Source organism: Cupriavidus sp. FW305-F7 (assembly GCF_058782875.1).
The window spans coordinates 77412-90888 of record NZ_JBYSYC010000037.1 but is presented as its reverse complement, the minus strand read 5'-3'; the positions used below and the strand labels follow the sequence as shown (position 1 = coordinate 90888).

The window sequence follows — 13477 nt, the reverse complement described above, 5'->3', positions numbered from 1 at the left end:
CTCTACGAAGCAGGAACCCACCGAAGTGACTACGTAGAGCATCACGTAGCGCCGTAGGAATCCTCGTCCTTTCCGCCATAAGGCGGCAGCCGAAGGCTGAGGACGGGGAGGATGTCAACAGCGCTGCGGTGATGCGGCTAATCGTCGGCAGCGAGCGGCGGCGCGATGTGCTCCAGCGGCCGGCGTTCGGCGTCGATGCCGAAGCGCAACGCCAGCAGCCCGGCAACGATCACCAGCACCGCGCCGAAGCCGTAGCCTGCCGCCACGGCTTCGCGGCTGCCGCTTTCAATCAGCGCGCCCAGCAGCACCGGCGCGATAAAGCCGCCGGTGCCGGTGCCCACGGCATAGAAGACCGAGATCGCCAGCGCGCGCATTTCCAGCGGGAATACTTCGCTGGCGGTCAGGTAGGCGGAACTGGCCGCGGCCGAGGCCAGGAAGAACACCGCTGACCAGCACAGCGCCTGGGCGCGCGCATCGAGCCAGCCTGCAACGAAGGCCCAGCCGGTCAGCGCCAGGCCGATGCCGGACAGCACGTAGGTGGCGCCAATCATGCGCCGGCGCCCGATGTGGTCGAACAGCGGGCCAAGCAGCAGCGGTCCCAGGGCGTTACCCAGCGCAAAGGGAAAGATATACAGCGCCACGCGCGCTTCCGGCACGGCATAGAAGCGCGTCAGCACCAGCGCATAGGTGAAGAAGATCGCGTTGTAGAAGAAGGCTTGCGCCACCATCAGCGCCAGCGTGATCACGCTGCGGCGGCGGAAGCGCCGCAACAGCAGGCGCATGACTTCGCCCACGCCCGGCGCGGCGCGCCGGCGCATGGTCATCGCCACGCAATCGGGTGCCACCGGCGGCAGTGGGCCGTGGCGGGCGCGCACCTCGGCCTCGATCGCGGCGATCACGCGCTCGGCCTCTTCCAGGCGGCCGTGAGTGGCAAGCCAGCGCGGGCTCTCCGGCACATGCCTGCGCACCAGCACGATTGCCACGGCCAGCACCGCGCCCAGCGCGAAGCAGACGCGCCAGCCCCAGACCGGGCCGAACACGCGCGCATCGAGCAGCACCAGGCTCAGCCCCGCGCCGAGCGCCGCGCCCAGCCAGAAGCTGCCGTTGATGGCCAGGTTGACGCGCCCGCGCACGCGCGCGGGGATCAGTTCGTCGATGGCGGAGTTGATGGCCGCGTATTCGCCGCCGATGCCAAGGCCGGTGAAGAAGCGGCAGGCCGCAAAGAAGGCAAAGCCGGGTGAGAACGCGGTGGCCAGCGTCGCCACCATGTAGACCGCGAGCGTGGCCAGGAACAGCCGCTTGCGCCCGAGGCGGTCGGCCATGCGCCCGAACACCAGCGCCCCGAGCACCGCGCCGGCGATATACAGCGACCCCGACCAGCCCACCTGCGTCGCGGTTAGGCCCAGCGTATCGGGGCGCTCCAGCACGGCGCCGACCGAGCCCACCAGCGTGACTTCCAGGCCATCGAGCACCCAGGCAACACCCAGCGCAATCGCCACGCGCCAGTGCCAGCGCGACCATGGCAGGCGGTCCAGCCGCCCGGGAATGTCGGTGCGGAATGCGGTGTCGACGGGAAGGCTGGCGAGGGCGGTATCGGTTGGCATCGCCAAGCAGTATAGGAAACGGGTGCCGCCGCGCTCAGCGGTACAGCACCGTGGGCTGCCAGAGGCCGATGCCGGGGAAGACGTAGAGCAGCAACGGCCAGCACACCATGGCGCTGGTCTTTGCGCCCGCGCACGTTTTAGGCGGAATCCGCCGATGCCGCGGATACGGGCCCGGGCGGCTCAGGGGCGGGCGATGCCGACCGTGAACTCGGCCTCCAGCAGCCCCGCTGCATCAGCGGCCTGGCGCACGCGCATCTGGTTCGGGTGGGATCCCGCGATCGGGTCCTGCGCGGTGGCGCGCGACGGCACGCCGTGCGCGCGGTAGGCCGGGTGGCTGCTCAGCACCTCGCGGTTTAGGGTATCGCTGAAGTACAGCTGGCTGGTCAGAGCTTCCGACTGCCCGAGCAGCACCTTGAAATGGATATGGATGGCGCGCGGCGCGTACCAGCCGGGATAGATCGACATGAACGTTGCCACGCCGTCCTGGCTGGTGGGCTGGACGCCGCGCAGGAACCGCGCCTGGCGGTTGCCGCGGCCTTCGCCGCTGTAGCTGCCGTCAGCATCGCAATGCCAGATGCTGACCAGCGCCCCCGGCACTGGCGTGCAGCCGCGCCCGGCATCCACTACCCGGATGCGCAGGCGCAAGGGTTGTCCGGGCCGGTCGTCGCGGATGTCGGCGCGTACCTGGGCGTCGTCAAGATAGAAGGGGCCTTCGGTGGCGGCGGGCGTCAGCAGGCAGGCGGCGGGGGTGGCTGCTGCCGCTGCCGCGCCGGGCGCGATGCCGGCCGCGGCAAGCAGGCCGCCCAGCTCATGCAGGAATCGGCGGCGCGCCGCGTCAGTGTCTGCCGTGCCGTCGGCGCCAACTGCTGGGCGCTCCGTCATCGTGGGCTCCGTGGTGTTCCGGGTGCGCCTTGCGGCGCGTGGTGCTGCCGGGCTGGCTTTGGGGGCGTCAGCGTCTCATCGCCTTGAGCATCGAGTAGCCGTGGCTGGTGATGCGCGGCTCCTGCCGGCTGCCGTGCAGGATGTCAAGTTGTACGAGTTGCTTTTCGACCAGTGCCTTCAGGTCGATGGGATCGATCTGGCGGGAATCGCTGGAATCGAGGGAATCCGGACCATCGCTCAACAATAGTAGTGTGGCAAGTTCATGCGGGCTCAGCACGTTCGTCTCCTTGGCTAGAGGGGGGCGTTTGCTGGGAGTCTGCGCGGCGCAGCGGCGCCGACGCGGGCGCGGGAAGAGGTCAAAAAGTCCTGGAGACGATGCAGCACATGCCGCGTGCATGTGCTGCGCCGCGGTGGAATGCTGCGGCGCCGCATCCTGTCTCCGGCGACTAATTTGTTTGACGAGGCCGGCAGCACGCGGTTCCGTGCAACGGCTCAACGTTACATGTGACCGGGCGTAGCACCGCCGGCATCGTGATTCACTATTAACCTGTCACGATGACAATGTGATGGCCATGCCGATGCTGTGCAATCGGGGCGGCAGCCTCCCGCCCTTTGCACCGGCTGCACCGCTTGCGCCGCATGGTGGCGTCTATTGGCCCTGCTGCTCGCGCCACGCCTCGTACAGGTCGATGCCCTCGTCGCGCGCCGGCACATAGGCCAGCGTCATCTCCCGTTGCTCCAGCGGCCGGGCCAGTTCGATATAGCCGCGCTCCGCGGACAGGTCGTAGGGTTCGCCGTCTTCATTGGAGTAGGCGTAGTAGACCGCCTTCACGCCGGCCAGGTACATCGCCGACAGGCACATCGGACAGGGGTAGCCGCTGGCGTACACCGTGCAGCCGCTCAGGTCCGGCTTGCCCAGCGCCCGGCTGGCGGCGCGCACCGCCTGCATTTCGGCGTGCGCGCTCGGGTCGCAGTTGGCCTCCACCTCGTTTACCGCGCGGGCCAGCACCTTGCCGTCCCTGACGACCACGGCGCCAAAGGGCCAGGTATTGCGTTCGCGCACGTTCTCCATGGCGAGGCGGATGGAATCAAGCAGATAGGCTTCTGTCGTGGACACGCGTTGTCTCCAGTGAGGCCTGGCCCGTGCAGGCGGACGATGGTTCGGGCCTCGGGAATATAGGCCAGCGCGCGCCGGCATGGTGGCGTGGGTTGTTATAGGGCGTATTTGGGCCGTGCGCGTGCAGTACCGGCTATTGGCGATGGCACTGGCGCGCATTCGAATCCATCACTTCGCGCGGCGTGGCCGGCATGACAGAATGCACCCGACCGCATCGATAGCCTGATACCCCTTGCACCTGACGCATCCGCACGGAGGAAAGAACATGCTGGCGGCGCGCCTGTCCATCTGCCTTGCCCTGGTCATTGCCATGCTGACACCCACCTTAGCCGCCGCCGGCGGCCCGCCCGAACAACAGCTGCGCGAGGCCGCGGCCAGCGGCAACGCCGCGCAGGTCACCGCATTGCTTGGCCAGGGCGCCAGCATCGATGACCGCGATGCGCAGGGACGTACGGCGCTGCTGCTGGCCACGCACCACAATCGCGTGCAGGCGGCCAGGGTCCTGATCGATGCCGGTGCCGACGTGAATGCGAAAGACGCCATCCACGACAGCCCCTACCTGTACGCCGGCGCGCGCGGCTACAACGAGATCCTGCGCCTGACGCTGGCCCATGGCGCGGACCTGCGCAGCACCAACCGCTACGGCGGCACCGCGCTGATTCCCGCCGCCGAGCGCGGCCATGTCGAGACCGTGCGCACGCTGATCGCTGCCGGCGTGGCCGTGAACCACGTCAACAAGCTCAAGTGGACGGCCTTGCTCGAGGCCATCATCCTCGGCAACGGCGGGCAGGCCCATACCGAGATCGTGCGCCTGCTGGTCAAGGCGGGCGCCGACGTGAACCTGGCCGACGGCGACGGCGTCACGCCGCTGCAGCATGCGCGCCAGCGCGGCTATACCCGGATCGAGCAGATTCTCAGCGCCGCCGGTGCACGCTGATCCTTGCGCCGCAAGGCGGCTCGCTCTCGTCTGCCTCATATATACTGTCAGTGTGCATACAAAATGGTGAGAGCGATGTCTGCGAGAGCGAAACGCAACGCAACGAGCGGCAGTAGTGAGGCGGCGGATGCCGTGCCGGAAGCCGATCCGGCAAAGGAGTTGCTCTGGGCACGTCCGGGGTTCCTGGTGCGGCGCTTGCACCAGATCCACGTCGCGATGTTCTTCGAGGAGTGCAAGTCGCCGAACATCACGCCCGTGCAATATGCCATCCTGACGGTGCTGTCGGTGCTGCCGGGGCTGGACCAGACCTCGCTCGGGCAGGAGGTCGGCCTGGACCGGACCACGACCGCCGATGTCGTGCGCCGGCTCGAAGAGCGCGGGCTGGTAGAGCGCCGCGACAACCCCGCCGACCGGCGCACCCGCCATGTCTACCTGACGCGGGAAGGCAAGAGCGTGGTCACGGCGCTGCGTGCCGACATGGCGCGTGCGCAGGAGCGCATGCTGGCGCCGCTGAAGCCCGCTCAGCGCGAAGTGTTCATGGACCTGCTGGCGACGCTGGTGGAAGCCAACAACCAGTACAGCCGCACCGTGCTGCGCAGCATGTAAGCCCGACGGCGGGCGCAAGGCCCGCCGTGCGCAGGCGCATCAGACCGGGTAGACCAGGTCGTTGGCGATGATGGTGGTGTCGTAGACGACCTGCCGCTCGCGCAGCAGCAGCCTGCCACCCTGGCGGCGGAACCGGTCGTAGTAGGTCCCCGCCAGGTGGATCGTGGTGGGGCCCTCCACCAGCGTTTGCAGCAGCATGTAGTTGGCCTGTGCCAGGATATCGCCGTCCGCGGTTTCGTCGCTGACGCGCGTGTTGGTCACCAGGTGCAGGTTGTAGCGCGGCGCGAACATCTGCGTATTGGCAATCGCAGCGGCGCGGTCGCGCATCATGCCCACGCCTTCGGCGTAGACCAGCCCCACCGGCAGGTTGCGCTCGGCATTCTCGCGCGCGGTGATCCGGTAGAGCGCGTCCTCGGTGAAGAAGCGGGGCCATTGCTCGACCAGGCCGGCGTCGAGCACCGCGCAGTATTCCGCGTGGAAGGCCTCGATCTCCAGCCGCAGTTCAATGGCGCGCGCGGTGCCGAGGGCGCTCTCGCAATAGAGGGAATAGTTCATCGGTTTCATATTCTGGGAATCCCGTTAGCCGCCGTTCAGAACCCCATCACGCCGCGGTAGTACTGGTACATCGCACGGATGGCGGATTCGGAGATCAGGGAGTTGGAGGTGCCGACCTGGTCCGGATCCAGCTTGAGCACATTGAGGTCGCTGCTGGAGCGGCGCACGCCTTCCTGCACGAACTTCATCGCCTCGTTGTCCTCCAACCCCAGGAAGCCTGCGGGGCCCATCAGGTTGCCCTGGCGCAGGCGGTGCTGCGTCATCTCCTCGGTATCGTCCTCGTAGCCGAACATGGTCCACAGCATCAGCATGCTGTCGGGGCCGTTGGGCACGATCTGGCGCACGCCGAGGGTGTTCATTTCGCGCTGCACGATCAGGTTCGGCCAGATCGTCTGCATCGTCACCGACCACGGCGAATCGAACTCTTTCACATACTCCAGGAAGCGTTCGTCTTCCAGGCGCATGCCCTCATGGTATGAGCGCATCTCCTTCTTGTTCTCGTCGCTGACGGCCGCGTACTTGTCTTCCTTTTTCGCCGACGCCATGGTGCCGTGCCGCCCGTGCACCGGATCGGCGATCATGGCACTTTCATTGCCCGCCACCAGCAGCCCGAACACCACCAGGAAGGAGTGCAGCAGCGTGGCGTGGTACGGGTCCTTGAGGTTCTCGTGGTACATCTTCCAGTTGCACGGGAGTTCGTTCTTGTAATACCCGAGCACCTTGAGCGGCTTGCCGTTGAAGACGATGTCGAAGTCCTTGAGGATCTCCGGCGTCAGATAGTCTTCCAGGCTTTCCATGTCCGCCGCGTACGAGGCGAAGACCACGCCGTTGCGCGTGGCCACGTTCAGCTTGACCAGGCCGTGGTCCTCGTTGCGGAAGTCCCTGGGCATGCCGCCCGCACGATTGACGCCGCGCTTGAACGGAACGCCCTGCAGGTTGCCCTTGAGGTCGTAGGACCATTGGTGATAGGGGCAGACGAATTCCTTCGCATTGCCCTGGCTGTGGCGGCAGAACTCGGCGCCGCGGTGCGCGCAGCGATTCTCGAAGACGTTGACCGAGCCGTCTTCGGCGCGCGACACCACCACCGGCGTCGCGCCGACATAGGAGCGCTTGTAGTCGCCGGCGTTGGGGATCTCCGCTTCGAGCGCGACGTAGTTCCAGGAGCGTCCGCGAAAGATCTTCTGCAGCTCGAGGTCATGCACCTCCTTGCTGGTGTAGACCCAGTCCGGGATGTAGTGCAGGCTGTCTTCGGGCCAACGGCAGTCGGCCAGGCCGGCGTCTTTCTTGCCCAGCGTGTGCTGGATCACCGCTTGTGTCTGGTACATGTGGGAGTCCTCAGAGTGTAGTGGGGCTGGCCGCTGCCGTCGGGAGGTCGCGCACCAGCTGTCGCAGCGGCAAGGCGTCATCGCACAGCCGTGGTAGCAGGTCTTCGACGGCATGGCCGAAGAGCGCGCGCAACGGCCGCAAGTCGCCGCCGGCATTGATGGCAATGGCGTGGCTGAGCCGGCCGTGCCGGGTGCCGAGCAGCATGAACCTGGGGGAGGGCGCGTCGCTGGCGGCGATGCCGCGCCAGGCGTAGCGGGTATCGGGAGTGGCCGCGCCGAGCATCTGCACGTTGCAGCCGAACTGGTCGGTCCAGAACCACGGCATCGCCGCGGGTTCGGCCTGCACGCCCACCATGGCCGCGGCGGCGATGCGCGCCTGCTCGTTGGCGCTTTGCCAGGATTCCAGCCGCATGTGGGCGCCGAACAGGGGCTGGTACTGGCTGCAGCAGTCGCCCGCGGCATAGATGCCGGCCGCGCTGGTGCGGCCCTGCTGGTCGACCTGGATGCCGCCGTTGGCGGGATCCAGCGCCAGGCCGGCGGCGGCGCCGAGCGCCACCTCGGGCGTCAGCCCGATCGCGACCACCATCAGCGGCGCCTGCAACGCCGCGCCATCCGCCAGCCGGACCTGCACGCCATCGGCCTGCGACACCAGGGCCGCGATGCCGCAGCCGAGCCGCAGTTCAACGCCTTGCGCTAGCACGCGCTGCGCCAGCCAGCTGCCAAGCTCGGGCGGCAGCGCGCGGCCGAGCAGCCGGTCGGCGCTTTCGATCAGCGTGACCCGGAGGCCGATGCCGGCCGCGGTCGAAGCCGTTTCCAGGCCAAGGAAACCGCCGCCGATCACGATCACCTCGCGCGCACGCTGCATGGCATCGCGCAGGCGGGCGGCGTCGTCGAGTGTGCGCAGGTAGTGCACATGGGGCGTGCCTGGCGGCAGCGCGGGCAGGACGCGCGCATTGCCGCCGGTGGCGAGCAGGCAGGCGGCGTAGCGAATGGCCTCGCCATCTGCGCAGTGCGCCACGCTGTGCGCGGGGTCCAGCGCGGTGACCGTGGTGCCAAGCCGTAGCTCGATGTCCTGCCCGGCATAGAAGCCGGCGGGGTGCACGCCGATCTTGCCGTCCTGTGCGGCGTCGGCGAGCAAGGACTTGGACAGGGGCGGGCGTTCGTACGGTGCATGGCGCTCGCCGCCGGCCATGACGATGCGGCCACGATGGCCGAGCCTGCGCAGTTCGGCAGCGGCCATCGCGCCAGCCTGGCCGGCGCCGACAATCAGGATGGGCGTGTCTTGTGGCATGCTCGGCTCCTTCAAAGCTCGACCCACACCCGGCTGTCTTCGAACTTGACCGGGTAGGTGCGGATGTCGCTGGTGGCAGGCGCGCACATGGCCTTGCCGGAGCGGATGTCGAAGCGGGCCTGGTGCAGCGGGCACTCGATGCAGCCGTCTTCCAGGTAGCCGTCGGACAGCAGCGCGTACTGGTGCGTGCAGACGTTGTCGGTGACGAAGTACTGGTCGTCGCTGCGATAGACGGCGAGCTGGCGGTCCCCCAGCGTGAGCGGCATGACCTCGTCGTTCTGCAGGCCGTGCGCGGCGTCGATTTCAATCCATGCCATGGCGATCTCCGTGAATTGTATTTGTCAGTATGCTGAATATATAAGATCAGTGTACTGATGTTTTTCGCTCGCAGTATTCTGGTTAACCCTGGCCGGGGTTGGCCGCGCCGGATCTGGCTGGCCCCACCGCGGGCGCGCCGGCCTGCAGCGACGGGCGGGCCTGCCAGCGAGCCAGGATCTCGCCCATGATGCCGCGGCGGAACGTCAGCACGCACACCACGAAGATCAGCCCTGTCACCATGCTGACCGATTCGCCCAGCGCTTCGAACCAGCCGATGCCGGTCATGGCCGCGAGCGCGTTGCCGGCGTCGCCCAGCTTATTTTCCAGCGCCACGATCACCAGCGCGCCGACCAGCGGGCCCGACAACGTGCCCATGCCGCCGACCAGCGTCATCAGGATGACCGTGCCCGACATCATCCAGTGCACGTCGGTGAGCGTGGCAAAGCCCAGCACCAGGGTCTTGAGCGCGCCCGCCAGCCCGGCCAGTGCCGACGACAGCACGAACGCCAGCAGCTTGAAGCGGTCCGCGTCATAGCCCAGCGAGATGGCACGCGGCTCGTTCTCCTTGATCGCGCGCAGGATCTGCCCGAACGGCGAGTTGACGATGCGCATGATGCCGAGGAAGGCCGCGGCGGTGATCAGCAGCACGACGTAGTACATGGTGTGGTCCGACGCCAGCGGCAGCACGCCGAACAGGTCGCCCCGCGGCACCGCCTGGAGGCCGTCTTCGCCACCGGTCGCGGGCGTCTGCAGGCAGAAGAAGTAGAACATCTGCGCCAGCGCCAGCGTGATCATGGCGAAGTAGATACCCTGCCTGCGTATCGCCAGTGCACCAAACACCAGGCCGAGCAGGGCCCCGAACGCGGTGCCGGCCAGCAGGCCCAGCTCCGGCGTCAGCTGCAGGGACTTCATCGCATAGCCGCAGGCATAGGCGGCGCCGCCGAAGAAGGCCGCATGGCCGAACGACACCAGCCCGGTGTAGCCCAGCAGCAGGTTGAAGGCGCAGGCAAAGAGCGCGAAGCACAGCAGCTTCATCACCAGCACCGGGTAGGCGCCCAGCCAGGGCGCGAGTAGCAGGACCGCCAGCAGCAGTCCGTAGGCGAAGGTTGCACGCTTTCCGCTTGCCATCATTTTTCCTTTCCAAAGAGCCCGGCGGGGCGCACCAGCAACACGCACACCATGGCGACGAAGACCACCGTCGCGGAGGCTTCGGGGTAGTAGACCTTGGTGATGCCCTCGAAGACACCCAGCCCAAGTCCGGTGAAGATCGAGCCCAGGATCGAACCCATGCCGCCGATCACCACCACGGCGAAGACCGTGATGATCAGGTTCTGGCCCATCAGCGGCGAGACCTGCATCACCGGCGCGGCCAGCACGCCCGCCAGCGCGGCCAGGCCCACGCCGAAAGCGTAGGTCAGCGTCACCAGCAGCGGCACGTTGACGCCGAACGCCTCGACCATGCGCGGATTCTCGGTGCCGGCGCGCAGGTAGGCGCCCAGCCGGGTCTTCTCGATCATGAACCACGTGGCAAAGCACACCGCCAGCGACGCCAGCACCACCCATGCGCGGTAGTTGGGCAGCACCATGAAGCCCAGGTGGCTCACGCCAGACAAGGCTTCGGGCGTGGGGTAGGGCAGGCCGGAGACGCCGTAGACCGAGCGCAGCGCGCCTTCGATCAGCAGGCAGATGCCCAGCGTCAGCAGCAGCCCGTACAGGTGGTCGAAGCGGTAGAGGTGGCGCAGCATGGTGCGCTCAAGCACCACGCCGAGCGCGCCGGCCACCACCGGTGCCAGCACCAACATTAGCCAGTAGTTCAGCCCGAGGTAGTTCAGGCCCATCCAGGCCAGCACCGCGCCGAGCATGAACAGCGCGCCGTGCGCAAAGTTGATCACGTTGAGCAGGCCGAAGATCACCGCTAGCCCCAGGCTCAGGATCGCGTAGAACGAGCCGTTGACGAGCCCCAGCAGCAACTGGCTCAGCAGCGCGGGCAGGGGCACTCCAAACAATTCCATGCAAATCTCCTTAAACGCCCAGCAAGGCGCTGAGCGTGGGCATCTTTCGTTCGAGCTCATCGGCGCCGAACGCCTCGACGATGCGGCCGTGCTCCATCACGAAGAAGCGGTCCGCCAGTGGCGCGGCAAAGCGGAAGTTCTGCTCCACCATGACGATGGTGTAGCCGCGGCTGCGCAGCATGGCGATCATCTTCGCCAGCTTCTGCACGATCACGGGCGCCAGGCCTTCCGAGATCTCGTCGAGCAGCAGCACGCTGGCACCGGTGCGCAGGATGCGGGCTACCGCCAGCATCTGCTGCTCCCCGCCCGACATGCGCGTGCCCTGGCTCTTGCGCCGCTCATGCAGATTGGGGAACATCTCGTAGATCTCGCCCAGCGTCATCGGCTCGCGCAGTCCGACTGCGCCCGGGGTGCAGGCGAATTGCGGCGGCAGCAGCAGGTTCTCCTCGCAGGACAGGCTGGCGAAGATGGCGCGCTCTTCCGGGCAGTAGCTCAGCCCCAGCGGCGCGATGCGGTGCGTCTTCATGCCGATCGTTTCCTGGCCGTGCACGCACACCGAACCCTTGCGCATGCCGACCAGGCCCATGATGGCGCGCAGCGTGGTGGTGCGCCCGGCGCCGTTGCGGCCGAGCAGCGTCACCACCTCGCCCGGGTTGACGGTCAGGTCCACGCCGTGAAGGATGTGCGATTCACCGTACCAGGCGTGCAGGCCGCGCAGTTCGAGGGCAGGGGAGGCCGTCCTGGTCATGATGCCTCCGCGCTCAGGGCCGCCGCGGCTGCATGGCGGTCTTCGGGTTCGTCGGTGGTTCCCATATAGGCTTCCCTTACCTGCGGATTGCGTGAGATCTCGTCATAGGTGCCTTCTGCCAGCACCGCGCCGCGCTGCAGCACGGTGATGCGGTCCACGATGGACGACACCACGCTCATGTTGTGCTCCACCATCAGCACCGTCCGCCCTGCCGAAACGCGCTTGATCAGGGCGGTGACGGTCTCCACGTCTTCATGGCCCATGCCTTGCGTCGGTTCGTCCAGCAGCATCAGCTCCGGATCGGTCGCCAGCGTGGTGGCAAGCTCCAGCGCGCGCTTGCGCCCGTAGGCCAGCTCCGCCGTGCCCAGGTCCGCGAAGCCTGCCAGGCCGACCGCATCTAGCAGTTCCATGGCGCGGCCGTCCAGCCGCGACAGGGAGCGCTTGCCGCGCCAGAAATGCCAGGACGTCCCGAGCCGGCGCTGCAGCGCGATGCGCACGTTCTCCAGCACCGTCAGTTGCGGAAATACCGCCGAGATCTGGAACGACCGGATCACCCCCATGCGGGCGATCTGGGCCGGGCGCAGCGCGGTGATGTCCGTGCCGTTGAAATGGATCGAGCCGGACGAGGGGGCATGGAACTTCGTCAGCAGGTTGAAGCAGGTGGTCTTGCCGGCGCCGTTGGGCCCGATCAGCGCGTGGATCGAGCCCCGCCGCACGGACAGGCTGACATCGCTGACTGCGGTAAAGCCCTTGAACGCCTTGGTCAGTCCCTGCGTCTGCAGGATTACATCGGTGTCAGGCATGGCGCGCTCACTTCTTTACCAGGGGGCATTCGCTGGCCGACAGCGGTCGGAAGGCCTCGTCGCCGGGGATCGTGCCGATATACCTGACCAGGTCCCACGGGCCCTTGGACTCGGCCGGGGTCTTGGCCTGGGCCAGGTACATGTCATGCACCATGCGGCCGTCGACACGCACCTTGCCGTTGCGCACGAAGGCATCGTTGACGGGCAGCGCGCGCATCTTCTCCGCCACGGCCGGGCCTTCCACGGTCTTCGCTGCCTCCACCGTCTTCAGGTAATGCAGCACGCCGGAGTAGACGCCGATCTGGCCATGCGTGGGATAGGCCTTGTGGCGCTTGTAGTAGCGCTCGACGAAGTCCTTCGACTTGCCATCCAGGTCGAGCTTGAACGGGTCGACATAGGTCAGCCCCTGCGCGGCGTTCAGGCCCAGGCTCTTGAGATCGGTGATGAAGGTGGAGGGCGTGATCACGGTCTGGCCGGCCTTGATCAGGCCGAATTCGCCGGCTGCCTTGACGCCGTTGATCATGTCGTTGCCGGCGTTGGCCAGCACCACCACCTTGGCCTTGGAAGCCGAGGCGGCCACCACCGGGCTGCTGAAATCGCTGGCGTTGAGCGGATGCCGGGTAGCGCCCACGTTCTTGCCGCCGCCGGCGTCCACGGCCTTGCGGAAATCTGCTTCCAGCGACTGGCCGAAGGCGTAGTCCACGGTGATGTAGTACCAGCTGTTGCGGCCCTGTTCGATCATGCGGCGCACCAGCGGGTAAGACACCGAATACGTGTCCCAGGCCCAGTGAAAGCCGGTGGGCGAGCAGTTCTGGTTGGTCAGCGCCATGGCGCCACCGGTCGAGACGATGTCGATCTTCTGCTTCTGCCGCGCCACCTCCTGCACCGCCAGCGCGGTCGAAGAGTTGGGGAAGTCGATCACCATGTCGACGCCATCGGTATCGAACCAGCGGCGCGCCAGCGACGACGCGATATCGGCCTTGTTCTGGTGATCGGCGGAAAGCACCGTCACCGGTTTGCCGAGGGCCTTGCCGCCGAACTCTTCCACGGCCATCTGCGCGGCAAGCACGGAGCCCTTGCCGGAGAGGTCGGCATAGGAGCCGGACATATCGGTGATGACGCCGATCTTCACGCCATTGGTGTCGGCCAGTGCGGGCGTGGCGGCGGCCAGGCCCAGCAGGGCGGAGGACGCAGCGAGGGTGCGGAGGATGCGAGAGGTGGTCATCAGGGGCTCCAGGTTGTCTACGCGAAAGATTCGAATGGTTGCGATGGCTGCGTC

At 67.1% G+C, this 13477-nt stretch carries 15 protein-coding genes; 2 read left to right on the top strand and 13 right to left on the bottom strand.

Going from position 1 to position 13477, the window contains the following annotated elements:
* Positions 1 to 137: 137 nt before the first annotated feature.
* From AC3WL8_RS28765 to AC3WL8_RS28750, 4 genes are all read right to left on the bottom strand, one after another.
* Positions 138 to 1604, bottom strand: a complete 1467-nt coding sequence (locus tag AC3WL8_RS28765; protein WP_153955053.1) for an MFS transporter — start codon at positions 1602 to 1604, stop codon at positions 138 to 140.
* 180 nt (positions 1605 to 1784) lie between these two features.
* The gene (locus AC3WL8_RS28760) at positions 1785 to 2486 is read right to left on the bottom strand and encodes an intradiol ring-cleavage dioxygenase (protein ID WP_153955054.1); all 702 of its coding nucleotides are present in this window, start codon (positions 2484 to 2486) and stop codon (positions 1785 to 1787) included.
* Between the two features lie 67 nt (positions 2487 to 2553).
* Positions 2554 to 2763 (bottom strand): hypothetical protein, encoded by a 210-nt coding sequence (locus tag AC3WL8_RS28755; protein WP_041228569.1) that lies wholly within the window; start codon positions 2761 to 2763, stop codon positions 2554 to 2556.
* A gap of 372 nt (positions 2764 to 3135) precedes the next feature.
* Positions 3136 to 3603: a nucleoside deaminase gene (locus AC3WL8_RS28750; protein ID WP_041228570.1), complete on the bottom strand. Its 468-nt coding sequence runs from the start codon at positions 3601 to 3603 to the stop codon at positions 3136 to 3138.
* Positions 3604 to 3868: 265 nt separating this feature from the next.
* Between AC3WL8_RS28750 and AC3WL8_RS28745 the strand changes: the two genes are divergently transcribed.
* On the top strand, positions 3869 to 4540 hold the full coding sequence (locus AC3WL8_RS28745; RefSeq protein WP_153955055.1) for an ankyrin repeat domain-containing protein: 672 nt from the start codon (positions 3869 to 3871) through the stop codon (positions 4538 to 4540).
* Positions 4541 to 4615: 75 nt separating this feature from the next.
* Entirely contained in the window at positions 4616 to 5146 is a 531-nt protein-coding gene (locus AC3WL8_RS28740; protein WP_013952430.1) for a MarR family winged helix-turn-helix transcriptional regulator, read from the top strand.
* A gap of 39 nt (positions 5147 to 5185) precedes the next feature.
* On the opposite strand, the gene AC3WL8_RS28735 is transcribed toward AC3WL8_RS28740, so the two are convergent.
* The 9 genes from AC3WL8_RS28735 to AC3WL8_RS28695 form a co-directional block, all read right to left on the bottom strand.
* Positions 5186 to 5701: an aromatic-ring-hydroxylating dioxygenase subunit beta gene (locus AC3WL8_RS28735; RefSeq protein ID WP_228772516.1), complete on the bottom strand. Its 516-nt coding sequence runs from the start codon at positions 5699 to 5701 to the stop codon at positions 5186 to 5188.
* Between the two features lie 35 nt (positions 5702 to 5736).
* Positions 5737 to 7026 (bottom strand): aromatic ring-hydroxylating dioxygenase subunit alpha, encoded by a 1290-nt coding sequence (locus tag AC3WL8_RS28730; protein WP_013952432.1) that lies wholly within the window; start codon positions 7024 to 7026, stop codon positions 5737 to 5739.
* Between the two features lie 10 nt (positions 7027 to 7036).
* Positions 7037 to 8317 carry an NAD(P)/FAD-dependent oxidoreductase gene (locus AC3WL8_RS28725; RefSeq protein WP_492379342.1) on the bottom strand — a complete coding sequence of 427 codons (1281 nt, stop codon included), beginning with the start codon at positions 8315 to 8317 and terminating at the stop codon, positions 7037 to 7039.
* A gap of 11 nt (positions 8318 to 8328) precedes the next feature.
* Positions 8329 to 8634, bottom strand: a complete 306-nt coding sequence (locus AC3WL8_RS28720; protein ID WP_013952434.1) for a non-heme iron oxygenase ferredoxin subunit — start codon at positions 8632 to 8634, stop codon at positions 8329 to 8331.
* Positions 8635 to 8716: 82 nt separating this feature from the next.
* On the bottom strand, positions 8717 to 9763 hold the full coding sequence (locus AC3WL8_RS28715) for a branched-chain amino acid ABC transporter permease (RefSeq protein WP_211982149.1): 1047 nt from the start codon (positions 9761 to 9763) through the stop codon (positions 8717 to 8719).
* Positions 9763 to 10647 (bottom strand): branched-chain amino acid ABC transporter permease, encoded by an 885-nt coding sequence (locus AC3WL8_RS28710; RefSeq protein ID WP_013952436.1) that lies wholly within the window; start codon positions 10645 to 10647, stop codon positions 9763 to 9765. Before AC3WL8_RS28710 ends, AC3WL8_RS28715 begins: the two co-directional genes overlap by 1 nt.
* Before the next feature lie 10 nt (positions 10648 to 10657).
* Positions 10658 to 11395, bottom strand: a complete 738-nt coding sequence (locus AC3WL8_RS28705) for an ABC transporter ATP-binding protein (protein WP_153955057.1) — start codon at positions 11393 to 11395, stop codon at positions 10658 to 10660.
* A complete protein-coding gene (locus AC3WL8_RS28700) occupies positions 11392 to 12198 on the bottom strand; it encodes an ABC transporter ATP-binding protein (RefSeq protein WP_013952438.1) in 807 nt (268 codons plus the stop codon). The genes AC3WL8_RS28705 and AC3WL8_RS28700 overlap by 4 nt, the downstream gene beginning before the upstream one ends.
* 7 nt (positions 12199 to 12205) lie before the next feature.
* Positions 12206 to 13423, bottom strand: a complete 1218-nt coding sequence (locus tag AC3WL8_RS28695) for an ABC transporter substrate-binding protein (protein ID WP_492379341.1) — start codon at positions 13421 to 13423, stop codon at positions 12206 to 12208.
* Positions 13424 to 13477 lie beyond the last annotated feature (54 nt).

Bases quoted from the DNA above. Each gene is read 5' to 3' on its own strand.
- AC3WL8_RS28705 (WP_153955057.1), bottom strand. From the start codon at position 11,395: ATGACCAGGACGGCCTCCCCTGCCCTCGAACTGCGCGGCCTGCACGCC.
- AC3WL8_RS28725 (WP_492379342.1), bottom strand. From the start codon at position 8,317: ATGCCACAAGACACGCCCATCCTGATTGTCGGCGCCGGCCAGGCTGGC.
- AC3WL8_RS28730 (WP_013952432.1), bottom strand. From the start codon at position 7,026: ATGTACCAGACACAAGCGGTGATCCAGCACACGCTGGGCAAGAAAGAC.
- AC3WL8_RS28740 (WP_013952430.1), top strand. From the start codon at position 4,616: ATGTCTGCGAGAGCGAAACGCAACGCAACGAGCGGCAGTAGTGAGGCG.
- AC3WL8_RS28735 (WP_228772516.1), bottom strand. From the start codon at position 5,701: ATGAACTATTCCCTCTATTGCGAGAGCGCCCTCGGCACCGCGCGCGCC.
- AC3WL8_RS28745 (WP_153955055.1), top strand. From the start codon at position 3,869: ATGCTGGCGGCGCGCCTGTCCATCTGCCTTGCCCTGGTCATTGCCATG.
- AC3WL8_RS28765 (WP_153955053.1), bottom strand. From the start codon at position 1,604: ATGCCAACCGATACCGCCCTCGCCAGCCTTCCCGTCGACACCGCATTC.
- AC3WL8_RS28700 (WP_013952438.1), bottom strand. From the start codon at position 12,198: ATGCCTGACACCGATGTAATCCTGCAGACGCAGGGACTGACCAAGGCG.
- AC3WL8_RS28715 (WP_211982149.1), bottom strand. From the start codon at position 9,763: ATGGCAAGCGGAAAGCGTGCAACCTTCGCCTACGGACTGCTGCTGGCG.
- AC3WL8_RS28695 (WP_492379341.1), bottom strand. From the start codon at position 13,423: ATGACCACCTCTCGCATCCTCCGCACCCTCGCTGCGTCCTCCGCCCTG.
- AC3WL8_RS28720 (WP_013952434.1), bottom strand. From the start codon at position 8,634: ATGGCATGGATTGAAATCGACGCCGCGCACGGCCTGCAGAACGACGAG.
- AC3WL8_RS28760 (WP_153955054.1), bottom strand. From the start codon at position 2,486: ATGACGGAGCGCCCAGCAGTTGGCGCCGACGGCACGGCAGACACTGAC.
- AC3WL8_RS28710 (WP_013952436.1), bottom strand. From the start codon at position 10,647: ATGGAATTGTTTGGAGTGCCCCTGCCCGCGCTGCTGAGCCAGTTGCTG.